The 23,931-nt window shown below is 64.8% G+C and carries 19 protein-coding genes, 1 tRNA gene and 1 pseudogene; 16 read left to right on the forward strand and 5 right to left on the reverse strand.

Features of this window, described 5'->3' with window-relative positions:
* Positions 1-19: 19 nt before the first annotated feature.
* The 8 genes and pseudogenes from ACN9M1_RS24410 to ACN9M1_RS24445 form a co-directional block, all read left to right on the forward strand.
* Complete coding sequence (locus ACN9M1_RS24410) at positions 20-679, forward strand: HAD-IA family hydrolase (protein ID WP_426399443.1); 660 nt, start codon at positions 20-22, stop codon at positions 677-679.
* 10 nt (positions 680-689) lie between these two features.
* On the forward strand, positions 690-1,832 hold the full coding sequence (locus ACN9M1_RS24415; RefSeq protein ID WP_426399444.1) for a DSD1 family PLP-dependent enzyme: 1,143 nt from the start codon (positions 690-692) through the stop codon (positions 1,830-1,832).
* A 391-nt stretch (positions 1,833-2,223) separates the two neighbouring features.
* On the forward strand, positions 2,224-5,544 hold the full coding sequence (locus tag ACN9M1_RS24420; protein ID WP_426399445.1) for an autotransporter outer membrane beta-barrel domain-containing protein: 3,321 nt from the start codon (positions 2,224-2,226) through the stop codon (positions 5,542-5,544).
* Positions 5,545-5,584: 40 nt separating this feature from the next.
* Positions 5,585-7,675 (forward strand): sulfotransferase, encoded by a 2,091-nt coding sequence (locus tag ACN9M1_RS24425; protein ID WP_426399446.1) that lies wholly within the window; start codon positions 5,585-5,587, stop codon positions 7,673-7,675.
* Positions 7,672-8,838: a glycosyltransferase family 9 protein gene (locus ACN9M1_RS24430; RefSeq protein ID WP_426399447.1), complete on the forward strand. Its 1,167-nt coding sequence runs from the start codon at positions 7,672-7,674 to the stop codon at positions 8,836-8,838. The genes ACN9M1_RS24425 and ACN9M1_RS24430 overlap by 4 nt, the downstream gene beginning before the upstream one ends.
* Positions 8,835-9,710, forward strand: a complete 876-nt coding sequence (locus ACN9M1_RS24435; protein WP_426399448.1) for an alpha/beta hydrolase — start codon at positions 8,835-8,837, stop codon at positions 9,708-9,710. Before ACN9M1_RS24430 ends, ACN9M1_RS24435 begins: the two co-directional genes overlap by 4 nt.
* 1 nt (position 9,711) lies before the next feature.
* Entirely contained in the window at positions 9,712-10,251 is a 540-nt protein-coding gene (gene cysC / locus ACN9M1_RS24440) for an adenylyl-sulfate kinase (protein ID WP_426399449.1), read from the forward strand.
* Positions 10,252-10,259: 8 nt separating this feature from the next.
* A pseudogene (locus ACN9M1_RS24445) lies at positions 10,260-10,442 on the forward strand (hypothetical protein); the annotation flags it as partial.
* 174 nt (positions 10,443-10,616) lie between these two features.
* Here ACN9M1_RS24445 and ACN9M1_RS24450 read toward each other — a convergent pair.
* The 3 genes from ACN9M1_RS24450 to ACN9M1_RS24460 all read right to left on the reverse strand — a co-directional run bounded on the left by ACN9M1_RS24450 (position 10,617) and on the right by ACN9M1_RS24460 (position 13,644).
* Entirely contained in the window at positions 10,617-12,548 is a 1,932-nt protein-coding gene (locus tag ACN9M1_RS24450; protein WP_426399450.1) for a sensor histidine kinase, read from the reverse strand.
* Between the two features lie 125 nt (positions 12,549-12,673).
* Positions 12,674-13,381: a response regulator gene (locus ACN9M1_RS24455; RefSeq protein WP_426399451.1), complete on the reverse strand. Its 708-nt coding sequence runs from the start codon at positions 13,379-13,381 to the stop codon at positions 12,674-12,676.
* Positions 13,382-13,559: 178 nt separating this feature from the next.
* Positions 13,560-13,644: transfer RNA gene (locus ACN9M1_RS24460), tRNA-Leu, on the reverse strand.
* Between the two features lie 256 nt (positions 13,645-13,900).
* Between ACN9M1_RS24460 and ACN9M1_RS24465 the strand changes: the two genes are divergently transcribed.
* Both ACN9M1_RS24465 and blaOXA read left to right on the forward strand, forming a co-directional pair.
* Positions 13,901-16,213 carry a LamG-like jellyroll fold domain-containing protein gene (locus ACN9M1_RS24465; protein WP_426399452.1) on the forward strand — a complete coding sequence of 771 codons (2,313 nt, stop codon included), beginning with the start codon at positions 13,901-13,903 and terminating at the stop codon, positions 16,211-16,213.
* Between the two features lie 184 nt (positions 16,214-16,397).
* Positions 16,398-17,225 (forward strand): OXA-22 family class D beta-lactamase, encoded by an 828-nt coding sequence (gene blaOXA / locus ACN9M1_RS24470; RefSeq protein ID WP_426399453.1) that lies wholly within the window; start codon positions 16,398-16,400, stop codon positions 17,223-17,225.
* A gap of 9 nt (positions 17,226-17,234) precedes the next feature.
* Here the strand turns inward: blaOXA and ACN9M1_RS24475 are convergent, their stop codons facing one another.
* Positions 17,235-17,957, reverse strand: coding sequence for an ArsR/SmtB family transcription factor (locus ACN9M1_RS24475; protein WP_426399454.1), 723 nt, complete (start codon positions 17,955-17,957; stop codon positions 17,235-17,237).
* 129 nt (positions 17,958-18,086) lie between these two features.
* Between ACN9M1_RS24475 and ACN9M1_RS24480 the strand changes: the two genes are divergently transcribed.
* The 6 genes from ACN9M1_RS24480 to ACN9M1_RS24505 all read left to right on the forward strand — a co-directional run bounded on the left by ACN9M1_RS24480 (position 18,087) and on the right by ACN9M1_RS24505 (position 23,670).
* Positions 18,087-19,475, forward strand: a complete 1,389-nt coding sequence (locus ACN9M1_RS24480; protein ID WP_426399455.1) for an MFS transporter — start codon at positions 18,087-18,089, stop codon at positions 19,473-19,475.
* Positions 19,476-19,512: 37 nt separating this feature from the next.
* On the forward strand, positions 19,513-19,647 hold the full coding sequence (locus ACN9M1_RS24485) for a hypothetical protein (protein ID WP_426399456.1): 135 nt from the start codon (positions 19,513-19,515) through the stop codon (positions 19,645-19,647).
* 260 nt (positions 19,648-19,907) lie between these two features.
* Positions 19,908-20,087 carry a DUF3311 domain-containing protein gene (locus ACN9M1_RS24490; RefSeq protein ID WP_426399457.1) on the forward strand — a complete coding sequence of 60 codons (180 nt, stop codon included), beginning with the start codon at positions 19,908-19,910 and terminating at the stop codon, positions 20,085-20,087.
* Positions 20,087-21,595, forward strand: coding sequence for a monocarboxylate uptake permease MctP (gene mctP, locus ACN9M1_RS24495; protein WP_426400725.1), 1,509 nt, complete (start codon positions 20,087-20,089; stop codon positions 21,593-21,595). Before ACN9M1_RS24490 ends, mctP begins: the two co-directional genes overlap by 1 nt.
* A 435-nt stretch (positions 21,596-22,030) precedes the next feature.
* Positions 22,031-23,056: a ParA family protein gene (locus tag ACN9M1_RS24500; protein ID WP_426399458.1), complete on the forward strand. Its 1,026-nt coding sequence runs from the start codon at positions 22,031-22,033 to the stop codon at positions 23,054-23,056.
* 5 nt (positions 23,057-23,061) lie between these two features.
* Positions 23,062-23,670, forward strand: a complete 609-nt coding sequence (locus ACN9M1_RS24505; RefSeq protein WP_426399459.1) for a HEPN domain-containing protein — start codon at positions 23,062-23,064, stop codon at positions 23,668-23,670.
* Positions 23,671-23,735: 65 nt separating this feature from the next.
* Here the strand turns inward: ACN9M1_RS24505 and ACN9M1_RS24510 are convergent, their stop codons facing one another.
* Positions 23,736-23,912, reverse strand: a complete 177-nt coding sequence (locus tag ACN9M1_RS24510) for a hypothetical protein (protein ID WP_426399460.1) — start codon at positions 23,910-23,912, stop codon at positions 23,736-23,738.
* Positions 23,913-23,931: the final 19 nt, after the last annotated feature.

Here is a 23,931-nt window from a genome sequence, read left to right on the forward strand (position 1 = left end):
CACTGTTGCGGGTGATGGCGTGGTCTCTCCTGATACTTCTTCCGGCTATCCGAAAGCCGTTTTGTTCGATTTGCTGACGGCGCTGCTGGATTCGTGGTCGTTGTGGAACGCGGCGGCCGGTGCCGAACAGGTGGGCCGCACGTGGCGCGCCGAATATCTGCGGCTCACCTATGGCTGCGGTACGTATATCCCTTATGAAACGTTGGTGCGACAGGCCGCGCAGAACGTCGGCCTGCCGCGGTCCGCACCCGATGCGCTGGAAGCCAACTGGCTCCAGCTCCAACCGTGGAGCGGCGCCATCGATGCGCTGACGCGGCTGCGGCCGCACTGCAAACTCGCCGTCGTCACTAATTGCTCGGAGCGGTTGGGCCGGCAAGCGGCGTCGCTGCTGCCGGTGGATTGGGATGTCGTCATCACGGCTGAGCAGGCGGGCGTGTACAAGCCTGATCCGAAGCCCTACCGCATGGCGCTCGATCAGCTTGGCGTGGACGCCGCTGACGCTGCGTTCGTGGCGGGCTCCAGCTACGACATGTTCGGCACCGCCGCCGTGGGCTTGCGCACCTACTGGCACAACCGCATTGGCCTGGCGCCGGTCGAGGGCGCTGCGTTGCCGGCAATCACGTCGCCCACGCTGGACGACCTGCTGCCCTGGGCCCACCGTTTTGCTGCCCAAGGATAAGGACACCACCATGACGAACGACACCCTCGAAGCCCTCGATACACCTGCCGCACTGATCGACCTGCCGCGCATGCAGCACAACATCGCGCGCATGCAGCACCGCATGAACGCGCTGGGCGTGAAATTTCGCCCGCATGTGAAAACCACCAAGTGCCTCGACGTGGTACGCGCGCAGATCGCCGCTGGCGCGCCGGGCATCACCGTATCGACGCTGAAAGAGGCCGAGGCGTTCTTTGCCGCCGGCATCCAAGACATCCTGTACGCGGTGGGCATTGTCGCGAGCAAGCTGCCGCGTGCGATGGCGCTGCGTCGCAAGGGCTGCGATCTCAAACTCGTTGTCGACAACGTGGAAGCGGCCCACGCCATGGTCGACCATGCCCGCGCACACGGCGAGCGCTGCGAGGTCTGGATCGAAGTCGACACCGATGGCCACCGCTCCGGCATCACGCCCGAGCAGGACGCGTTACTTGCGGTCGGCCGCATCCTGCAAGACGGCGGCATCGACGTGGGCGGCGTGATGACGCACGCCGGCTCCAGCTACGACCTGAGCGACCGCGCCGCACTCGCCGCCTTGGCCGAGCAGGAGCGCGCCGGCTGCGTGCGCGCGGCGCAGCGCCTGCGCGAGGCCGGTATACCGTGCGCGGCCGTGAGCGTGGGTTCCACACCGACAGCGCTGGCCACCGAACACCTCGAAGGCGTGACGGAGGTGCGTGCGGGTGTCTACGTGTTCTTCGATCTGGTCATGCACAACGTAGGCGTGTGTGCGATGGATGAGATTGCCTTGAGCGTGCTCACCGCTGTGATCGGCCATCAGCCCGAGAAAGGCTGGGTGATTGTCGACGCCGGTTGGATGGCAATGAGCCGTGACCGCGGCACCGCCAAGCAATCGCATGACTTTGGCTACGGGCAGCCCTGCGCGCTGGATGGCACGCCGTTCGACGGGCTCATGCTGATTGGCGCGAACCAGGAACACGGCATCCTGGCCGCCTGCGATGGCACGGTGCGGAGCGATCTGGTGGAGCGCTTTCCTGTCGGCACGAAGCTGCGGATTCTGCCGAACCACGCGTGCGCGACCGGTGCGCAGTTTCCGGAGTACCAGGCGGTATCCGCGCGCGGTGCGGTGCAGACGTGGGGGCGGTTCCACGGCTGGTGAGTCGTTCGGTTGTCTGCGCCAAAGCAAAAGGCCCGCATTGCTGCGGGCCTTTTGCTTGAAGCGAATGTGCTTGCTGCGCGGTTGAGGACGCCCGCGCCCTAGCCACATTGCAGGCGGCATCGCACTTCGCGCCGCATACCTGTGAGGTGTGTGTACGTCTGAAGCTGGCCTTCTAAGCGGCACGAAGGGACGGGGCCCTCTATGTAGCGCATTTGTGCTACAGACGCCGCCCCGTCGCCCTTCATAGACTCGCGCCAATGGTCAAAACATCATAAACGGGGGAATTTCGATGCAGCGCACAGACTGCCTGGCCGGCGATCGGCCTTTCAGCGTTTCCGGCTTCGGGTTCGAAGCTCATTACTCCAATCAATAACGAGCCGGCTCGCCAATCATGCATCGCTCCAAACATCAGCCGCCGCGCGCGGCAGGGAAACGTACGGCCATCAGTTTGGCCGCGCTCGCGGTTCTGACAACGGCGGTGCCCGTCGTCGCCCAGGCCCAGCAGACCACCATCTCCGGCACCTATACGAGCACGCAGCCCTGGTTTGGCGGCGATCTCCTCGTCGACAGCTCCGCGGTCATTCAGGCGGCCAACGGAAGCGGCCTGTTTCTGCTCAATCCGGCGCTGGGAACATTGACCAACAACGGCACGATCAGCGGCACGGTTGGCATCCAGATCCCCGGTCCGAACATCGTGCAGGCCATCATCAACAACAACCTCATCAATGGGGGGCAGAGCTACGGCCTTTTCAATGCCGACATGCTTGGTACGCTGACCAACAACAGCGGCGGCACCATCATGGGTGGGGCCCTTGATGGCGTGATGAACTCCGGCTCGATCAACACGCTGATCAACAATGGCCTGATGAGCGGCGCGCACTACGGCCTGCTCAACTACTACACCGGCGTGATCGATACGCTGGTCAACGGCGGCACCATCTTAAGCCGTGGAGCCGGCTGGGCCGGCATCGACAACGCTCGCACCATCACCTCGCTCACCAACAACAGCGGCGGGTTCATCGGCACGTTCAATACCGGCACCGGCCTAGTGAACACCGGCTCGATCGGTACGTTGAGCAACAGCGGCACGATCATGGGTGGCGCCAACCCGGCGATCAGCAATACCGGCCTCAGCAATACGGGCACGATCGACGCGCTGATCAACGTTGGCACCCTCAACGGCGCGACCATCACGGGCGGCACCATCACGGGCGGCAACACCGGGATCAACAACGCGGCCGGCTTGATCGGTACGCTGAGCAATACGGGCCTGATTACCGGGCAGGTGGGTATCGGCATCAAGAACGATGCCACGATCACCCGCTTCGACAACGGCGGCATGGTTTCCGGCGGCAATACGGGGCTCGCCAACGCGAGCGGGTTGATCACCACGTTGGTCAATAGCGGCACCATCAACGGCACCAGCGACGCGGGCATCAACAATGGCGGCACGATCACTTCCCTCACCAACGCTGTCGGCGGGGACATCCACAGCGCCGGCCTAGGCGTTTTCAACGCAGGCAGGATCGACACGCTCGTCAACAGTGGCACCATTGCCGGCGGCGTCAACGCAGGCATCTCGAACGGCGGCACGGTCAGCACGATTACGTCGCTGACCAACAATGTGGGCGCCGTCATCCGCAGCAGCGCCACGGGTGTCTACAACAGCAGCACGATCGGCACGCTCAGCAACAGCGGCACCATCAGCGGCGTCACGGTCGCGGGCGTTGCCAACGACGGGTCAATCGGTACGCTCACCAACCGTGGCGTGATCCGCAGCGACAGCGGCTGGGGCATCTACAACACCGGCACGATCAGCGCGCTGGCGAATACGGGCACCATCACCGGCAGCATTTACGCCATCAACAACGTGGACCCAGCAAGCTCGCTGGGGGTGGTCACCAACAGCGGTGTGATTGCCGGCGACATCCTGCAGGCTTCCAGCGGCGACCTGACCATCAATGGCGGCACCGGGGCGGCCTTCGGCACGCTCACAGGCTTTGGCGGCACGATCGGCACGCTCACCAACACCGCATCGAACGTGGTGTTCGGCACCGGCAACCAAATGCTGAACGACAACATTGATGTGGGCAGCCACAGCGTCATGAATACGGCGGGCGTGCTGCTGGTCAACAACGCCATCAGCATCACCGGCAACTACAGCCAGGCCGCAGCAGCGACGCTGCAGATCGGCGTGAGCAACGGGGCGGTGGCCGGCGGGTCGCTCGCGAGCGACAGCGGTTACGGACGCCTTGTCGTGTCGGGCAGCGCCATCGTTGACGCCGGGTCGGCCATCGCATTGCAAAAGCTCAGCAGCTACGCCTTTGCGGCGGGTCAGCGCTTTGTTGTGATCGACGCGGCAAGCAGCGGCACGAACTACCACGCCGGTAGCCTGAACTACTCGGCCAGCGGTTTCTCCGGCACGGTGACGGGCACGACGGTTGCCGCGGGCGGCCGCAGTGATCTGGTGGTGACTCTGGTCAGTGGCGCAGCGGCGACCACGCCCGGCACTCCACCCGGAACAACGCCGGGTTCCGGTTCTACCGGCGGCGGAACGTCGCCCACGTCGCCCACCACGCAGCCGCAGACGCAGGCGACGATGCCCAACGCGGTCTCGTCCTTGAACGGTTTGGCGAACTACTCGGGCCTCAGTCCGGAATTGCTGAACCTGTTCAATGCCTCCAAGGCGCTCAGCCTGGGTAGCGTGGCGGAAGCCAACCGCGCCGGTGCGCAACTGGGCCCGGCATCGCAGGCGGCGGGTACGCGCGGGGCCATGGCGTCCGCCCTCGATGTGCTCAATGCGATCTCGGACCGCGTCAACGGCCAGCGTAGTGTGCAGACAGGCGTCCCGACCGGCGACGACATGCCCGCCTACGGCGCCTGGGGCCAGGCACTCGGCGGCCACGTCAGCCAGGGTGCACGCGATCAGGTGGATGGCTACCGCGCCAACTATGGCGGTCTGCTGTTCGGCGCAGACACTGCCCTCGGCGAGCACTGGCGCGCAGGTGGCGCGTTCAGCTACACGAACGCCAGTCTCCGCAACACGGGCGACACCGACGGCGACTCGATGCGCGTCAACGCCTACGGGCTGATCGGCTACGCCACGTACTCGGGCACGCCGTGGTACGTGAACCTGGCCGCCGGTGCAGTCCAGCAGGACTACGATACCAGCCGTGCGCTGAACTTCAGCGGCTTCTCAGGGCAGGCCAAGGGCGAGTTCACCGGCAAGCAATACGTTGCCCGTGCGGAAGCTGGCTATCCGCTGGCGGCCGGCGCCTATACGGTTACGCCGCTGGCTGGCCTGACCTACAGCCATGTGCGTCAGAACGGCTACACCGAGACGGGCGGCAGCGGCGGCGCCCTGTCGGTAGGCGATACGCACCTGACGTCGGTCACCAGCGACTTTGGCGCGAAGCTCGAGCGGGCCTTCACCACGGCCTACGGCGCGGTGGTGCCGTATCTGCAACTGACGTGGCGCCATGAGTACGGCAACGCGCAGCAGCGCATCCACGCCAGCTTTGCCGCCGACCCGACGGGCGAAACGGGCTTCACCACCGTGGGCGCCAGCCCGGCCGCCGACATGGGCGTGCTCTCGGCCGGCGTCACGTTGCTGCGCGCAAACAACCTTTCGTTGACGGCGCGCTACACATTGCAGGCGGCGCCGCACTTTGTGTCGCATACCGGCGGCGTGAGGCTGAAGTTGGCGTTCTGATCCCGCATACTCCGTCGCTGCATAGTTGTGGGAGATCACCATGTCCAACGCGTCTGCGCCTTCCGGCGCACTGAACCTTCCGGAAGCGCTGAGCCGAGCACATGCGCATTGGGAAGCCGGCCAGGCCGACCAGGCAGAACTGCTCTGCCAACGCGTGCTGGCCGCCTGGCCTGGCCAGGCCGACGCCCTGCATCTGTTGGGGTTGATGGCGCATGCCTACGGCAACCTCGATCTGGCGATCGCCCATGTGCGACAGGCCTGTCTGGCGCCGCGCGCGCCGGCTGTGTATTCGAGCAACCTGGCTGAGATGTACCGCCAGCGGGGTTTGTTGGCTGAGGCCGAAGAGGCCGCCCAGCGCGCCGTGACGATGGCCCCGACGCTGGTGTCGGCCTGGAACAACCTTGGCATCGTGCTGCAGGAATCCGGCAAGCTGGAGCAGAGCCTCGTCTGCCTGGAGCGCGTGGTGGCGCTCACGCCGGATTCGGCGCAGGCGCACAACAACCTGGCCAATACCTTCCGCCGCCTGGGTCGGCTGGATCGGGCCGAGGCGCACTATCACCGCGCGTTGTCCCTGCAGCCGACCTATGCCGAGGCGCACAGCAACTACGCGTTTCTGCTCAACGCGCAGGGGCGGTTTGATCAGGCCGCTGCCGAGGCACGCCACGCCATCGATCTGAACCCGCGCCTGGCCGATGCCTACCTGAACCTGGCCGACGTGGAAGTCTCGCGCCACCGCTACCACGAAGCGCTGCGCGTGCTGGATGCGCTGCATGCCTTTGCCCCGGGACATGTCTCCGGCCTGATCGCGCGTGCGCAGGCATTGAAGCAGGTCGAACGCGCCGACGAGGCGCTCGACATCGCACGGCACGCCGTTGCCGCCGCACCGCGCAGCGCAGAAGCGCACAACGTGCTCGCCCAGGTGCTGCAAGCGCTGGGCCGGTCTGACGAGGCACTGGCCGCCTACGAGCAAGCCGCAGCGCTGCCGGGCACGGTGGCGGAAGATGCCCTGATCGGCCGTGCCACGCTGCTGATGGAATCCGGCCGCAAGGCTGACGCCATGGAGGCCTTTGACCGCGCGCTGGCTGTTTTCCCGGGCTCGCTGCGTGCACTGGCGGGCCGTGCCGACGCCAAGACCTTCCAGTCAGGCGACCCGGATCTCGCGGCCATGGAAGCCGTAGTGGCCGAAGGCAGCGGCAGCGCCGCAGCAGACCGTATCCTGGCGCACTTCACACTGGGCAAGGCGTGGCTCGACATTGGGGACGGCGCACGCGCATTTCAGCATCTGGATGCGGCTAACCGCCAGAAGCGCGCGACGTTCGCCTACAACTCGGCCGCCACGCAAGACTGGCTGCAACGCATTGCCGAGACCTTCACGGCGGAGCGCATGGCGCGCACCGCGCAAAACGCCGATCCCTCCGAGCTGCCTGTGTTCGTGATCGGCATGCCGCGCTCGGGCACCACGCTGGTCGAACAGATCCTGGCATCGCATTCGCAGGTGCATGGTGCGGGCGAGCTGTCGACTCTGCGCTTACTGGTGGAGGGCAGCGGCACGTTTCCCGATGCCTTCGCCTCGGCTTCGGACGATGACCTTGCGCGCCTGGGGCAGGCCTATCTCGCCCGCGTGGCACCGTTGGCACCGGGCAAGCAGCGCCTGGTCGACAAGATGCCTGCCAACTTCCTCTACGCCGGCCTGATCCCGCTGATCCTGCCGGGAGCGCGCATCATCCATTGCCGGCGCGATCCGGTGGATACCTGCCTGTCGTGCTACACCAAGTTGTTCGCTGGCGAGCAGCAGTTCACCTACGATCAGACCGAACTGGGCGAGTTCTACCGCGCCTACGCCAAGTTGATGGCGCACTGGCGCCTGGTGCTGCCGGCCGATCGTTTGATCGAAGTGGACTACGAAGCCGTGGTCGACAATCTGGAGCACGAGGCGCGCCGTTTGGTCGACTTCGTCGGCCTGCCATGGGAAGACGCGTGCCTGCGCTTTTATGACAGCCGCCGCGTCGTGCGCACCGCCAGCGTCAACCAGGTACGCCAGCCGATCTACGCCACGTCCAAGGGGCGCTGGCACAAGCACGCCGACCACCTCGGGCCGCTGCTGGCGGCACTCGGGATCAGCGCACCATGAACACCGTGGATGTCGCCATGGTGGAGCGCCAGGGTCGGGCACTGCTGGCCGATGGACGTTTGACCGAAGCTGAGGCACTCGTACGCCCGTGGCTGGCCTCCGGCACCGGGCCGCTGGTGCTGTGGCAGTTGCTGGCCGACGCGATTCGCCCGCAAGGGCAGATTGCCGAGACGCAGGCCATCCAGGAGATGCTGGTGGCCAACATGCCCGGCAACCTCACCGCGCGTTTCAACCTGGCCGAAACGCTGCTGCTGCAAGGCCACTTTGAGCGCGGCTGGCGCGAGTATCACCACCGCTACGGCATGCCGCACACCGCTGCCATCGAGCGCAAGGTGCAGCGTCCGCGCTGGGACGGCCAGCCCATTCCCGGCAAGACGCTGTTGATTCATGACGAGCAGGGCTATGGCGATACGTTCCAGTTCCTGCGCATGGTGCGCTGGGCGAAGGAGCGCAGCGGCGCACGCGTCATCCTGGAGGTAAACGCCGAAAGCGCATCGCTCGCCAGCCGCTACAACGGTTTCGATGCGCTGACGACGGTACGCGGCAATCTGCCGCCCGCATTCGACGTGCATTGCGAGCTGATGAGCTTGCCGATGGTGATGGGTTTGCGGCTAGAGCATTTGCCCGGCGCAATACCGTATCTGTCGGCCGACCCGGCGCGCGTGGCGAAGTGGCAGGCACGGCTGGCCGCGTTGCCGCGCCCGCTGGTGGCGCTGGTGTGGGCCGGGCGCCCCACGCACGTCAACGACGCAAATCGCTCGATGAAGCTCGCGGATCTTGCGCCGCTGGGCCGGCCCGATGCCACCTTCCTCGCCATCCAGAAAGGGCCGGCGGCGCAGCAGGCCGCATCACCGCCGCCGGGCATGTCGATCGTGTCGCTCAGCGATGAGATCCAGGACTTTGAAGACACGGCCGCCATCCTGGCCGTGGCCGATCTGCTGATCTCGGTGGATTCGTCGCCGGTACATCTGGCCGGTGCGCTGGGCCGCCCCGCATGGGTGATGCTGCCCTTCGTGCCGGACTGGCGCTGGCTGCTCAACCGCAATGACACGCCGTGGTATCCGAGCGTGCGCCTGTTCCGCCAGCCATCTCGCGGCGATTGGGGCAGCGTCGTGGGGGACATGGCGCAGGCGCTGGCGCAGATGACGGGTGTGCACGCATGACGGCCCTGCTGCGTCGCGGGTGGAAGGCGCGGCCTGCGATTGCCGCGCTGTTTCTGGTCGCGGCGTGCTGCGTGTTGTCCGATTGCACGACACTCGACCGCGATGCCCATGCCGACGCGCTGGCGGCGCCGGTTCAACTGCACCGCGAGCCGGTCAGGACGGACGCCTTCGTGCTGACCGCCTTCGCGCGCATCACGCGTGCGGACCAACCGCTGACTGTCTATATCGAGGGCGATGGGCTCGCCTGGGTTTCTCGTACCGAACCGTCGGCCGACCCGACCCCCCGCAAGGCCACGGGTCTTGCGCTGGCCGCCGCGGACCCGGCACCGAACGTCGTGTATCTCGCACGCCCATGCCAGTTCACGCCCATGGCACAGAACCCGCGGTGTGCCGCGCCGTACTGGACCAGCAAGCGCTTCGCCCCGGAAGTGGTGGCATCGATGAGCGAGGCCGTGAGCCGCTTCGCTGCAAAGGTGCCGGGCCAACCGATTCACCTCGTGGGCTATTCCGGCGGCGGTGCGGTGGCTGTGTTGGTTGCCGCGCAGCGCGGGGACATCGCCTCCATTCGCACCGTGGCGGGCAATCTGGATACGGAATTCGTCAACCGCCTGCACGCCGTTTCACCGATGCCGGAATCGCTGAATCCGATCGACGCCGCAGCCCGCGTGGCAGCGGTCCCGCAGTTGCATTTCAGCGGTGCGGACGACACCGTGGTGCCGCCGGAAGTGGCGCAGCGTTTTGTGCGCGCATCGGGTGGCGGATGCGCGCACACCGACACCGTACCGGGTCTCGCACACGACGGCGATTGGGCCGCGCAATGGCCCGCGCTGCTGACACGCGCACCCACCTGCACAACACGCACAGGGGCATGACATGCAACAGCTTCCATCCACGCTTTGGCTGACGGGGCTGAGCGCCGCCGGCAAGACGACACTGGCGCTGGCGTTGGCCGAATCGCTCACGGCCAAGGGCGTGAGCTGCCGTGTGCTCGATGGCGATGCCGTGCGCAAGCAGCTCTGCGCCGATCTCGGGTTCTCAAGAGAAGACCGCAGTGAAAACGTCCGCCGCGTGGCGCAGTGGTGTGCGCATATGAACAACACCGGCACCTGGGCCATTGCCGCGTTGATCTCGCCCTACCGTGAAGACCGCGAGCGCGCCCGCCAGATCGTCGGCGATTCACGCTTCTTCGAGGTGCATGTCGCGACGCCACTCTCGGTGTGCGAGGCGCGCGACCCAAAGGGCCTGTATCGGAAGGCCCGGGCCGGAACGCTTGCCAACCTGACCGGCATCGACGACCCCTACGAGCCACCGCTGCATCCCGAGTTGACGCTGGATGCCGGGGCGCAATCGCCCGCGGAATGCGTTGCGGCGGTGTTGGCCCTGCTGGGGCGGGGTGCAGTGGTGCCAACTTGAGTTGAGGGGCGACCGGCCAGACCGCCTTTACGACCGTGGGGGCAACGCCAGTCAGCAACCTGGCCGACCTGACACTGGGCGTGACGCTGCTGCGGGCGAACAACCTGAGCCTGTCGGCGCGTTATGCGTTTCAGGTTGGCCAAGGTTTCATGTCGCACACCGGCAGCGTGAAACTTCAGCAACTGTTCTGAGCGATCGCGCGGCCGTGTAGCACATTTGTTCCACAGACGAATCGGGGCGATCCCACTATGCTGGGCCGATTCGAAGAAAAAAACTACGGCGACGATCAAAACGGGGGAGAGCTGCGGCGCGCACTGCACAGCGGGAACACGCAGTGCGCGCCCGACAGCCACGACGGCCGTGGCTTACGTGCTGCGTTCCAGCGGCAGCCACAGCGTAAAGCGCGTGCCAGCCGGCCCCGACATCCAGTCGACCGTACCGCCGAGCGCCTGGGCGCGGCGCTGTTGATTCTTCAAGCCATGGCCCTTGCCAGCGCGCAGGGCATTTTCCACGTCGAATCCGCCCCCATTGTCTTCAATGACGACGCGCACGCCATCCGGTTCTGCGGCGGTGCCGACGCGGATCTCGCTGGCGCGCGTGTGGTGCAGGATGTTGGCGATGCTCTCCTGCACGATGCGCAGGATGTGCAGCGCGCTCGACGGGTCCAGCCACGGCAGCGTCGGCAGTTTGCGCACCTCCCACAGCAAGGCGATGCCCGTGCCGTCCAGGCGGGGTTCGAGGCGAAAGCGCAGCGTGGCCAGCAAGAGCAGCAAATCTGCCTCAACCGGTTCCATTGAATCGATGGTCAGCTTCAGGTCGTCCAGGCAGCCCTTGAGGATCTGGGAGATCTGCACCTCGCTGACGGCGCCGCGCTCTACCGAGCGAATCGCGCTGATGAGCGACGCGCCCAGGCCGTCGTGCATGTCCTGCATCAGGCGCTGGCGTTCCGTGCTGATCGTGCGCTGCCGTTCGGCTTCGCGCAGCTTCTGGTGGCTGAGTTCGAGTTCGGCCTCGCGCGCTTTCAGGCGCTGCGCCAGGTTGGCGTTGGCCTGCTCGACCTCGCTGATGGCGTTGACGTAGCGCCGATACATCAGCGTGCCGAAAATGCCGAAGGTGATGGCGTTGGTGTACGCGCCGAAGTACCAGCCTTCCGGGCTGCTGAAGTTGTTCTGCAGCAGCCAGTCCGTCACGCCCAGCAAGGTGCAGATGCCCACGCCAATGGCCACCAGCACCCCTTCGTTGGAGCGGCGCCAGGCGTTGACGGCACCCACCACGCCAACCGCCGCCCCCATGAGCGCGGCAATCGGGTAGATCAGCGGGGTGACTTTCGGCGTGTTCGGCAGGACGGCCAGTATCGGCAAGGTCAGCACGCCAATCACGCTGGTCACGATGACGAACGTACGCGTGAACCACGCCACCGGCCGGCCATGCAGCTGGCAGAGGAAGAAGTGCACCACCAGCACCAGCCACAGCAGCGAGTTGACGGTCAGCCAGGCAAACCAGTCATTGGCCACCGGCTGCGCCACGTAGAAATGCAGACCCCGCAGGAACGACGTGACAGCCAGGTTGAAGAACAGCAGGTACGCGGTTTCATGGCCGCGCCGAAACCAGACAAACAACGCAAAGATGCCGATCGCCAGGAACGCGGCGCTCAGCACGGCCGGCAATTCCTGCTGCAGCCATTGGCGGATGTTGTAGCGGCTTTTCAGCGCCTTGCTGGGCCCCAGCCATAGCGACGAGACCGCGATCTGCGTGCCCTGGGTGTGCTCCAGGCGCAGCAGGATCTCGCGCACCGGTGTGCCGTTGGTCGGTGCATCCAGCACCACCCACAGCGGCGTACGCGTGCTGTTCCACAGCGGGCCCTGCTCCTGCGCGCGATGCACGAGCTGGCCGTTGACGTACACCGCGATCGTCCCGTCGGTCTTGATGCGCACACCGTACAGTGCCAGGGGGCCTGAATTTGCCGGCCACGCAGGTACGGGAACCCGCAGCCACGTTGTGTGAACCATCCGGGCCCCGGCCTTGGCGCCGGCCTGGCGCAACAGCGCGATCGACGGCGCAAACGGCAGCGCGGCATGCTGCCAGGCCTTGGGCAAGGCCCCGCTGTCGAGCGTGGCCGGCGGCACCTGAAAGCCCGGTGCATCCGTGGTTTGCCAATCCATCTGTGTCAGATGCAGGCTCTGCGCCGACGATGGCTCACTGCCGGCTTCGGAATAGAACATGCCCACAATGGCGAGCAGCGCCACCGAAAAGACGAACACCGCTTTGGCAAAGAGGGACGCAGGAGAGGTTCTCATGCAAGGCGCGTGTCGCAACGCTCGGTGAAGTGGAGGGCCAATATGAGATGCGTTTGCGCACGGCTTGGGAACCCCCGTCAAAGGGGGTTCAGCAACGTGCTTGCTGGTTCTTGAGCCGGCGCGGGCTAATCGGCCAGCAGCCCGAGGTTTCTTGCCTCGTAGATGGCTTCCGCCTTGGAGGTCACCTTGAGCTTGCTGTAGATGCGCCGCACGAAGCTGCGTACCGTGAAGTGCGACAGCTCCATCAGCTTGGCGATTTCCTGCGTCGTAAAGCCCTTGGTAATGTAGTCCAGCACTTCCTTCTCGCGTGCCGACAGCAGCGGTGCGGTGGAATCGGCCATGGCTGGTTCCGGCTCTGAGCGCGGGGCGGTGCTGGCGGGGCTCTGCTGGAAGCGCGCCAGGATCTGCCGCGCAATGATCGGGCTGATCGGGCTGCCACCACTGGCCAGGCTGCGGATCTCTTCAGCCATCCGGGCGGGCGAGCTGTCTTTGAGCAGATAGCCCGCGGCGCCGGCCTCGATCGAGCACATGACGTGCGTCTCGTCGCCAAAGTTGGTGCTGACCATGATGCTGCAGCTCGGCCACTGCAGCACCGCTGCGCGGATCACATCAATGCCCGAGCCGTCGGGCAGGCCGAGGTCTACCAGCAGCACATCGGCCGGCGGGCCTTGCAGCAGGGCCAGACCCTCGGCGCGCGACATGGCAACGCCGGCCAGCCGCATGTCGGGCGCTGCCTGAACAGCGCGGCTCAGTGCCTCGCTAAAGCCGGGGTCGTCCTCGACGATGGCGACGTGAATGAGGGGCGGCTCCGAGCCGGTGCGGACTGATTGCATGATGCGCCGATTGTAAAGGCGCGGGCTGGGCGCTTATGTAGCGCATTTGCACTACAAGAACAGCCGCGTGCCGGGGCCTGCACAAGAGCGGATCGCCTCACTTCGGACAAGAAAAAACCCGCGAGGCTCATCGCCACGCGGGTTTTTTGTCGCCCCAGAAACAGCTTGGGACTGTGTTTGGTGCCCAGGAGAGGACTCGAACCTCCACGGAGTTACCCGCTAGTACCTGAAACTAGTGCGTCTACCAATTCCGCCACCTGGGCTAGGTGAGCGGCGCATTTTACCGACCGCCAAGAATTTTGCAAGCCCTTCTTTTTTGATCCATTCAGGCAGGCGCGTCACCGCTGGCTGGGGCAGTGTGCCCACTTTGGACCCCACCGGCAGGCACTGGTGAGGCTCCACTGCAGAGGATCAAGTCCAGAGTCTCAACAATCCTCACTGTTTTGGCGATTGCGTTGACGTGCGTTCGCACGCTGACCTACGGTTGCGCCACTACTAAAAAACAGTCGGGTAAACAAGATGTCGAAAAAGTCCGTTGAGCACGCCAGGCTCGAGGAGTTGCCGGATCCTGTGCGTCGCGCGTTGTCATTCGGCCTGGGGCTGTTCCCCATGCTGCCGCTGCTGCCGGGGTGCAGCTGGGGTGCCGGCGATTCTGACGGCGCCGCACAGGGAAGCCAGCCGCAGGAGAAGGGAGGGGGTGGAGGCCAGGCGCCGGGCGCTCCAGCACCTACGAAGCCAACCCCTGCGCCCACCCCGGCATCTGCGCCCGAGACGGCTTACGTGAGTGGCGTCTTCCGCCACCCCGGGCTGCTGGCCACCGAAGACGACTTCACCCGCATTCGCGCGCTCATCAAGGCCGGCCAGGAGCCGTGGGCGGGCTGGTGGAACAAGCTGTGCGCCGAGCCAAACGCCTCCTTGAACGCCAAGCCCAATCCGCAGCCCGCAGTCTACCGGGCCGACTGGACCAAGTACGCACTGTACGGCGACATCTGGCACGCCTGGACCCTGGTACTGCGTTGGAAGCTGTCCGACCCGCAGGACAACCGCTATGCCGACAAGGCGGTGGAGTTCCTGGACGCCTGGGCGAACACGCTGAAGGAGGTTGGAACGGTGCCACCCGGCTCGACCGCCCATGACGACCACACCTTCATCATCCTGGCTGGCATACAAGGCCACCAGTTGGCGCAGATCGGCGAAGTCCTGCGCACCTACCCGGGCTGGGCATCGGCAAGCCTGAAGCGTTTCCAGGACATGCTGCTAAACGTTTTCGCCCCGGTGTCGCAGAGCTTCCTCAGCGACGGGCGCATCGGCTCCCATGCCAACTGGGACATGGCCTCGATGGTGGGCGCCATGGCCATCGGCGTGTTCTGCGACAAGCCCGACCTGTACCGCCTGGCCTACGACTGCTTCGCAGGCAACAACCGCGGCAAGCTCCGCAACTTCGGCAATGGCGCCATCGGGCATGGCGTCTACTTCATGCACCCGGGTCATTTCGGGCAGTGGGAGGAAAGCGGCCGCGACCAGGGCCACTCCACGCTGGGCATGTCGCTGGGCGGCGACCTGCTGGAGATCGCATGGAAGCAGGGTGACGATCTCTACGGGCTGTACAACAACCGCTTCCTCGCGGCGGCGGAGTACGTGGCGCGCTCCAATCTGGTGGATGAGAACGGCGTCAATTACCCGATGCCGTATGTGCGCGAAAACAATCCGTCGCAGCCCCACCCGTCTTTCTGGACGCAAGTGAACTACGGCACGCACGGCCGTAACTGCTGGGAGCCCATCTACAACCACTACGTCAACCGCCTGGGTTTGGCGGCGCCGAACGTCGCGCGCATCGTGAAGCAGGTCGAGCCGAAATACGGCGGCAGCAGCGACGACGTTTGGTGGCCGACGCTGATCCATCGCCTCCCGGACTACGCCGGGCCGATGAAGCCGCCGTCCGGCCTCACGGCCAATTTGCGCGGCGACAACGTCGTGCTGTCGTGGTGGGGCAGCATTGGCGCGACCTCATATGCGGTCAAGCGCGCCAGCCAAGCCAACGGCCCCTTCAACCTGCTGGGCACCGTCTCGGCCAGCGAGGTGCGCACCTACAGCGATACACCGCCCAACGGCGTCTGGTTCTACCAGGTCACCGCCCAAGGCGATGGTGCCCCGACCGCCGGCTCCAACGTGGTCCGCATCGCCGTGCCTGGCGAGCAGCGCCTGTCACTGCCGCTGAACGACCCGAACGGCACCGGCACGGTCGGCGCGCTGTTCACCGCCGCCGGCACCCAAACCTTGATCGAGGGCACGCTGCTGGACGGCGCGACCTGGGGCGCCGGGCGCGGCAGCAACGACAAGGCCATCGTCTTCGACGGCGTGAAGGCCGGCCTGCAACTGCCGTCGGGCATCTTTAGCGACCTCGACGACTTCAGCCTGTCGTTCTGGGCCTACGCGAATGGGCTGCACTGGGACAGCTGCGTGTTCTTCGCGGGGCTGGACGCGAACGCAGCCATGGCCATCGCACCGCAGACCGGCACGGGCACGCTGTGCTTCTCAATCTTTGGCGCGACTTTCAAAGATGCGCAGGTTGTGGCGGCGCCGTGGGCCATGCCGATTCGGCGCTGGGTCCATCTGGCGGTCACGCTGCGGGGCAACACCTGCCGCCTGTATGTCGACGGCACGGAGGCGGGGAGGTCCGACGAGATCCTGCTGACGCCGCGCCATGTGGGCGACCAGGTCACCTTCCTCGGCCGCAATTGGTCGCATCCGTCGTTCAACGGCCGTGTCCAGGACTTCCGCGTGTACACAGGTGCATTGAGTGCTGCGGAGGTTGCAGCGCTGGCCCGCTGATATCACGCTACATCGCTCGGCCCCGGCCACCTCAGGACGGGCTCGAGCGAAACCGAGCGGGCGGCAACTTCGCCCGCACGCACCAGCACCAACGTCAGCGTTACAGCCGTTACGCCTTGTCCGGTCCGCGCGACAGCAGCGCATTGCTATGCTGCCGCACATTCCCCCCGTTCAAGGCTGCCCCATGATGAAACTCCACCACGCCGCCGCTGGCACCCTGCTGGCTGCGCTTGCGACGTTCGCCCACGCCGAGCACCCCATCTGCACGATCGTCGCCGATGCCGCCACCGGCAAGGTCGTGCTGCACGAAGGCAAGTGCGATGCGCGTGCGACGCCCGCTTCCACCTTCAAGCTGGCGCTGGCCGTCATGGGCTTCGACCATGGCTTCCTCAAAGACGAACACACGCCGGTCGAGCACATCAAACCGGGTGAGCCCGACTGGGGTGGCGAGGCCTGGCGCCAGCCCGTCGACCCGACGCTGTGGCTCAAATATTCCGTGGTCTGGTATTCGCAGCGCATCACGCATGCGATGGGCGCGCAGACGTTCGCCGCGTACGTGCGCAAGTTCGACTACGGCAACATGGATGTGAACGGCGACCCGGGCAAGCACAATGGCCTGGACCGCTCGTGGATTACCTCGTCGCTGCAGATTTCGCCCGAGGAGCAGATCGGCTTTCTGCGCAAGCTCGTCAACCGGCAACTGCCGGTATCGGCGCACACCTATGACATGGTCAACCGCACCGTGCAGACCTGGCAACTGCCCGAAGGCTGGGCCGTGCAGGGCAAGACGGGGATGGCTGGGCCCGCGCCGGGCAACACGTCGCCTGATGGCACATGGGACCAGGCGCACGCTTACGGCTGGTTTGTCGGCTGGGCGAAGAACGGGGACAAAACCTACGTGTTTGCCAACCTGATCCAGGACGATAAGGTCGAGCCCACCTCGACGGGCGTGCGCTCGCGCGATGCCATCCTTGCGCGCTTGCCCAACGTGCTGACTTCGGCGAAGCCCTGATCGGCGGTTTTATGCATGGCGGTGTTCGGCTGCGCTGCGCACCGTCGCTTCATCCACGCCCAGGCGCTGATGCAGCTCTTGCCAGCCCTTGGGCGTGACCAGCACCGCGCGCGAGTTTCGTGCGCGCAGCATCCAACCTGCATCGCACAGGCGGCGCAGAAACTGCACGCCCAGTGGCCCCGCCAGATGGTGCGTACGCTCCGTCCAGTCCAGACATTGCCGCGCAAGCCCGCGACGTGTCGGACGAATCCCACCCACATCCAGCCCCACGGCGCCAAACCAGGCAATGCCGGCGGGCGTGATCTCGTATTGCTTGTCGGGCATCGGCAGCAGATAGCCGCGTGACTGCAGCGCCTGCGTGACGGCCACGCCCACCTGCCCGGCGAGGTGGTCGTAGCAGCAGCGACAGAAGCCCAGTTCACGCGCCTTCGGGCTCGGCGTGGTGCGGTGCACGGCGGCAGGCGTGATGGCGGCCAGATGCTCCAGCGCCTGCGCCACATGCGCGCCGGCCAGTCGGAAATACCGGTGCCGGCCTTCCGTTTCCACGGCCAGCAGGCCGCCTTCGACCAACTTGGCCAGGTGCGTGCTGGCCGTCTGCGCGGTGATGCCCGCCGCATGCGCCAACTCGCCAGCCGGCAGGGCGCGTCCATCCAGCAGTGCTGTGAGCATGGCTGCACGTGCCGGGTCTGCAATCAAAAAGGCCGTGCCAGAAAAACTGTTCGGGTGCGACATGGTGGGTGCCTCCAGTGATGCCCATTCTAGGGAGCCCTGCGCCGCGATGCTTCGACACGCATCGAAGCGTCGCCCGGGGCGCCGGCACTACGCTGGGGCCATCGCTTGCTAAAGCCCAAGGGTATGAACATGGATGGAACCGCAATGCAACGTGCGCACGCCGACACCGCGCCGCACACCACGTCACATCAGCGGCTGGTGCGGGGTGTGCTGTCGATGGCGGTGCTGGTCGCGCAGATCGACACCGCCGTCGTCAACCTGGCGGTGCGCCCGATCGGCCAGTTTTTCCACGCGGCGGTGGGCCCGCTGCAGTGGGTGATCGACGCCTACAACCTCGCCTATGCGGCACTGCTGCTCAGCGGCGGCCTGCTGGCGGATTTATATGGGCGGCGCCGGGCGTTTGTGCTGGGCGCGGCGGTGTTCTCCGTGGCATCGGTGCTGTGCGCGCTGGCACCGTCAATTGGTTGGCTGATTGGCGCGCGTGCCATGGCGGGCGTGGGGGCTTCGTTGCTGCTGCCGGCGTCGCTGGCGATCTTGCGGGTGGTGTGGCGAGACCCGGGTGAACGTGCGCATGCGCTGGGCGTTTGGGCGGCGTGCAACGGCCTGGCCATGGCGATCGGGCCCACAGCCGGCGGCTTGCTGGTGACGCATTTCGGCTGGCGTGCGGTGTTCTGGGTGGTGGTGCCGGTGAGTGTGGCCATCATGGTGCTGGCCGTGCGGGTGGTGCCGGAATCGTCCGACGCCGCGCACCGCCGATTTGATGCGCCAGCGCAGGTGCTGGGCGCCATCACGCTCGGCGGGCTGGCGTTTGCCGCCATCGAGGCGCATCACGCGCCCGCCGTGGCAGCGAGCGTGCTGGTGGTGGCGCTTGTCACGCTGGCAGGATTCATCCACGTTGAGGCGCGCCATGGCAACACGGCGCTGGTGCCGCTGGAGCTGTTCCGCATCCGCCCGTTTCGCGGTGCCATTGTCGCCACCATGGGCATGACGTTTGGTATGTACGGCGCGCTGTTCCTGCTGCCGCTCATGTGGCAGAGCACGGGGCGCTTCAGCGTGGTCGGCGCGGGCATTGCGTTGATGCCGATGGCGCTGGTGTTCATGGTGGTATCGCCTGCCTCGGGTGTGGTGGCCCGGCGGGTTGGCACGCGGCTGGCCACGGCCGGGGGTGTGGGCATCATCGCGCTTGGGTTGCTGGTGCTGGGCGGGTTTGCGGTGGCGGCGTCGATCGTGCCGGCTGCCATCGGGCTGGCGCTGACCGGGCTCGGCATGGGTTTCGCCACGGGGCCGCTCATGGGCGCGGCCGTGGGCGCCGTGGGGCCGGAGCGTTCTGGCACGGCATCAGCCCTTGTTAACGTGGCACGCATGAGCGGCGCCACTTTGGGCGTGGCCATTCTGGGTGCCGTCTATGCCGTGTGTGGCAGCGGCGCGCCCGGCCTGCGGGCGGCCATGCTGTGCGGCGGCGCGGTGCAACTGGTGTGTGCCGCCGTCGCGTGGTGGCATGGTGCCGAACGGGGCTGAGCCACTGCGTCAGACCACCCACCACCCCGACGTTTCCATGAATACCCCCGGCACTGCCGGGGATTTTTTTGTCCCGCTGCTGCGCGCCCATCTTGCCGGCAAGCCCCGCCCTAAGCCGCTTGCGCATTTTCCTCACGCATCCACCGCCAGCAATGTGCGCTGGAATTCGTGAAAACCCTAGGAAACCCGCGCCCGGCTTAGCGATTGGTTATTTGGCGCGAAAAGCCTACGCTTGCTAAGTAGGACTACGTGTGGTGCGTGCGTACAGGTGCGGATGGTCTTCCGGCGGGGGCGCGATCAGAGTGCGCCCACAACGACAAGACGGAGACCGCCCCGCGAGCCTCTCCGCGCGCCCTGTCCTGCATGGCACCTCACCGGTTCAAAACACATCCGAATAACAACTGAAGTCCCCCGAACATCAGGAGACAACCCATGAAGTTCTTACTCGCACTGCCATTTATCGGCCTGCTGTGGGTGCCGTTCTACAACCAGGAAACGCCCACGCTCTTCGGCTTTCCGTTCTTCTACTGGTACCAGTTCCTGTGGGTGCCGATCACCTCGCTGCTGATCTGGATCGTCTTCAAGAACGGTCAGCGCAAAGGAGAAGAATGATGGACGGACAGATCAACTGGACTGCGCTGGCGGTCTTCGTCTTCTTCTTCGCGCTGGTCACGGTGCTGGGCTTTATCGCCTCGCGCTGGCAGCGGGGCGAATCCGACAAGGGCGCCCACATTGACGAATGGGGCCTGGGCGGCCGCAACTTCGGCACCTGGATCACGTGGTTCCTGGTCGGCGGCGACTTCTATACCGCCTACACCGTGATTGCCGTGCCGGCACTCGTGTATGCGGTGGGCGCGTACGGCTTCTTCGCGCTGCCGTACACGATCCTGGTGTACCCGATCGTGTTCCTGATCATGCCCAAGCTGTGGAAGGTGGCGCATGCCAACGGCCACGTGACCGCGGCGGATGCGGTGTACGGCCGGTATGGTTCGCGCTCGCTGGAGTTTGCGGTGGCGCTCACGGGCGTGGTGGCGACGATGCCGTACATCGCGCTGCAGCTCATCGGCATGGAGGTGGTGATCAAAGCGCTGGGCCTGACGGGCGAACTGCCGCTGGCGGCTGCGTTCGTCATCCTGGCGCTGTACACGTACTCCGCCGGCCTGCGCGCACCGGCGCTCATCGCCTTCGTCAAAGACATCATGATCTACATCGTGGTGCTGGTGGCGGTGGTGTTGGTGCCGGCCAAGCTGGGCGGCTACGGCGCGGTGTTTGCCACGGCGCATGACGCGTTTGCCCTCAAGGGTGGCGCCACGGGCCTCACGCTCAAGTCTGCGCAGTTCCTGCCGTTCGCCACGCTGGCCATCGGCTCGGCACTGGCGGCGTTCATGTATCCGCACACGCTCACCGGCATCTTTGCCGCGCGCAGTGCAGACACCATCCGCAAGAACGCCGTCTTCCTGCCCGCCTATACGGTGCTGCTGGGCCTGATTGCGCTGCTGGGCTTCATGGCCTATGCGGCGGGCGTGAAGGTCACCAACAACAACGACGTGGTGCCGGCGCTGTTCAACGCGCTGTTCCCGAGCTGGTTCACGGGCTTCGCGTTCTCGGCCATCGCCATTGGTGCGCTGGTGCCGGCGGCAGTCATGTCGATTGGCGCTGCCAACCTGTTCACGCGCAACTTCTGGAAGCCGTATGTGGCACCGGACATCACCGCCGCCGGCCAGGAAAAGGTCGCCAAGGTGATCTCGCTGATCGTCAAGGCGGGCGCGCTGGTGTTCATCCTCTTCCTGCCGACCAAGTTTGCGCTGGACCTTCAACTGCTGGGCGGCGTGTGGATCGTGCAGACCTTCCCGGCGGTGGTGTTTGCGCTGTTCAAGTGGTCCAACCGCTTCAGCGCACCGGCACTGCTGGCCGGCTGGGCAGCGGGCATGGTTGGCGGAAGCTGGCTGGCGTTTTCTGACGGCATCAAGCCCGTGCACACCTTTGTGATTGGCGGCGACAAGTTCGCCATCTACACGGGGTTGACGGCGCTGGCCTTCAACGTTGTTGTGGCGGTGGTGGTGCAGCTCATCTTCGGCAAGCGTGGGGAGCAGGCGGCTGCGGTGCGTCAGGCGGGTTGATTGATGCGCTGAATGCGTTTTTCTGCAAAGCAAGAAGGGCTGGTGCCGGAGGGTGCCGGCCCTTTTTGTTTGGCTCTCTGAGGAATCACGTGGGATCAGATGTCTCTTAGCAAACTGAAGCGACCCTTCATTCGTTAGCATAGCTGACCGCTCAGCGGCGATTGCATCATTTGCGCTGATGCAATCTCTAGCCGTAGGGAGGGGCGCGAATTGGTATTAACTGCAAGTCGATAGAACGCCGCTAACCACGATGATGCGTTTGTCGTCAGTACATTCGCACTGCTGGATAGCGTTGGTCATGCAGATATAGCGTGCCTCGAAGCTCGGCATCAGCCCATGGATAGCCCCGGCTCTCCTTGTCAATCCGTTCAGAGCATGATTCGCCTATCATGCTCCGATATTCGCGACTAAAAATTTACTACTGGGAGTTCAGAAATGGCAAAGCGACTGGTCTTGTTCAATCACAAGGGTGGTGTCAGCAAAACCACCACCGTCTACAACGTGGGTTGGATGCTCGCCGAGCAGGGGCATCGGGTCCTGCTGATAGATGCCGACCCGCAATGCAACCTCTCCAGCTTGATACTGGGCGATGACTTCGATGCGTACTACTTGGACGACGCGACGCGACTTCAGAACATCAAGGACGGCGTCGCACCGGCCTTCACAGGCAAGCCCGCTCCCATCCAGCCCGTCGTCTGCAGAACTCCGGCCCGCCAGCCTCTCGTGCACCTCTTGGCCGGCCATGCCACGCTTTCCGAATATGATGCATCACTGACTTTCGCGCAGACCTCGAACGCACTTGCCACGCTGCAAAATCTGCCCGGCGCCTTCCACGAGCTAATCCGACAAGTCGAGGAGTCGAACCAGATTGAGTACACAATCATCGATCTCAACCCGGGCCTGAGTGCGATAAACCAGAACCTTCTTTTGAACTCCGATTTCATCCTGCTCCCGACCAACCCTGACCCATTTTCCATTATGGCCCTACAGACGCTGGAATCCATCTTCCCGCGGTGGGCCTCGTGGAAGGCAGGCAATGAGACGGTGTTCCATGACTCGGCATATCCGCTACGGCCCGGCCTACCCAAGTTCGCCGGCACCATGGTCCAGCGCTTCAACGTGCGCAACGGCCGAGCAGCCGCACCGTACCGCGACAACATTGCCGAGATTAAGGCTGTCACCCAGAATCGTCTATTTCCCGCACTCCGGAGTGCAGGGCTTACGCTGCCTGACAACGATTATCCCGACGCGCTGCGCAACGATGGCTTCTGCCTGCAGGAAATCCCGGACTTTGGTGCCTTGCTGCCGCTCTCTCACGAGGCGGGCGTACCAGTGTTCGCTCTGCGTGACGACGAGCTAGGCACAACGGGCGTTGTCCAGGACGGCATGATCGACAAGCGTGGGCAGATTCATGCTCAGTTCACGTCCGTCGCAAACACGCTGAAGGGCCTCATGAGCTGAAGACTATGCTCAATGCCAAGGGAGTCTTTCACAGAAACATCCGGCAGGCCGTTGAACTTGGAGTCCTCTACGATCACTTGAGCAACATCGTGGCGATCCCCGAACAGTTCGACGACTTGCTGCGCTCGCAAGTCGTTAATGCAGTTAGTGCTTTCGACAAGCTGATGCACGATTTGATTCGTATTGGCATGGTGAGGATATTCGAGAACCAGCGGTCGCCGACTGGGAAATACCTGAACGAGGTCGTTCCCATTCAGCATTTACCAGGTCTTTCGGTGGGCGCGGTTCCTCCACCTCCAGTTCGCTTCGAGGAAATCGTTCGCGAAAAGCTCAGTAAGCTATCGTTTCAGGATCCAGCAAAAGTCGCGGACGGGTTGAGTTACATCTGGAATGAAAACCAGAAGTGGCAGCAGATCGTGCAGGGCCTTGGAATGACGGATGAGGATGCTAAGCGAAAGCAGAGACTAATCGCTACGCGCCGAAACGCTATTGTGCATGAGGCAGATCTCGATCCGGTGACTAACCAAAAGCAAACCATCACGAAAGCCGAGGCGACAGACATATCTGATTTCCTGCTGGCTGTCGGTAATCGAATCTGCGACCTAGTCATCTAGCTGACTGGTCAAAAAGAAAAACCGCCCGAGGGCGGTTTTTCTTTTTGACCACAACGGCCAATCACTCACTGCGCTGTCGTTGACTCCTCCTTCTTCCTCACCCCATTCCGACTAAACCGCACCGACAGCGATTTGCGGGCCATGTCCAGCCCTTCGCCCTTGCCGGCACGCTTGAGGAAGGCGTACCCGTCCAACGCGGCGCTCATCACGTCGCTGCCCAATGCTAGTTGCGAGTCCGACATCCGTTCACCACTCGCATTC

The organism is Ralstonia sp. R-29, from assembly GCF_049913345.1.
GTDB lineage: Bacteria > Pseudomonadota > Gammaproteobacteria > Burkholderiales > Burkholderiaceae > Ralstonia.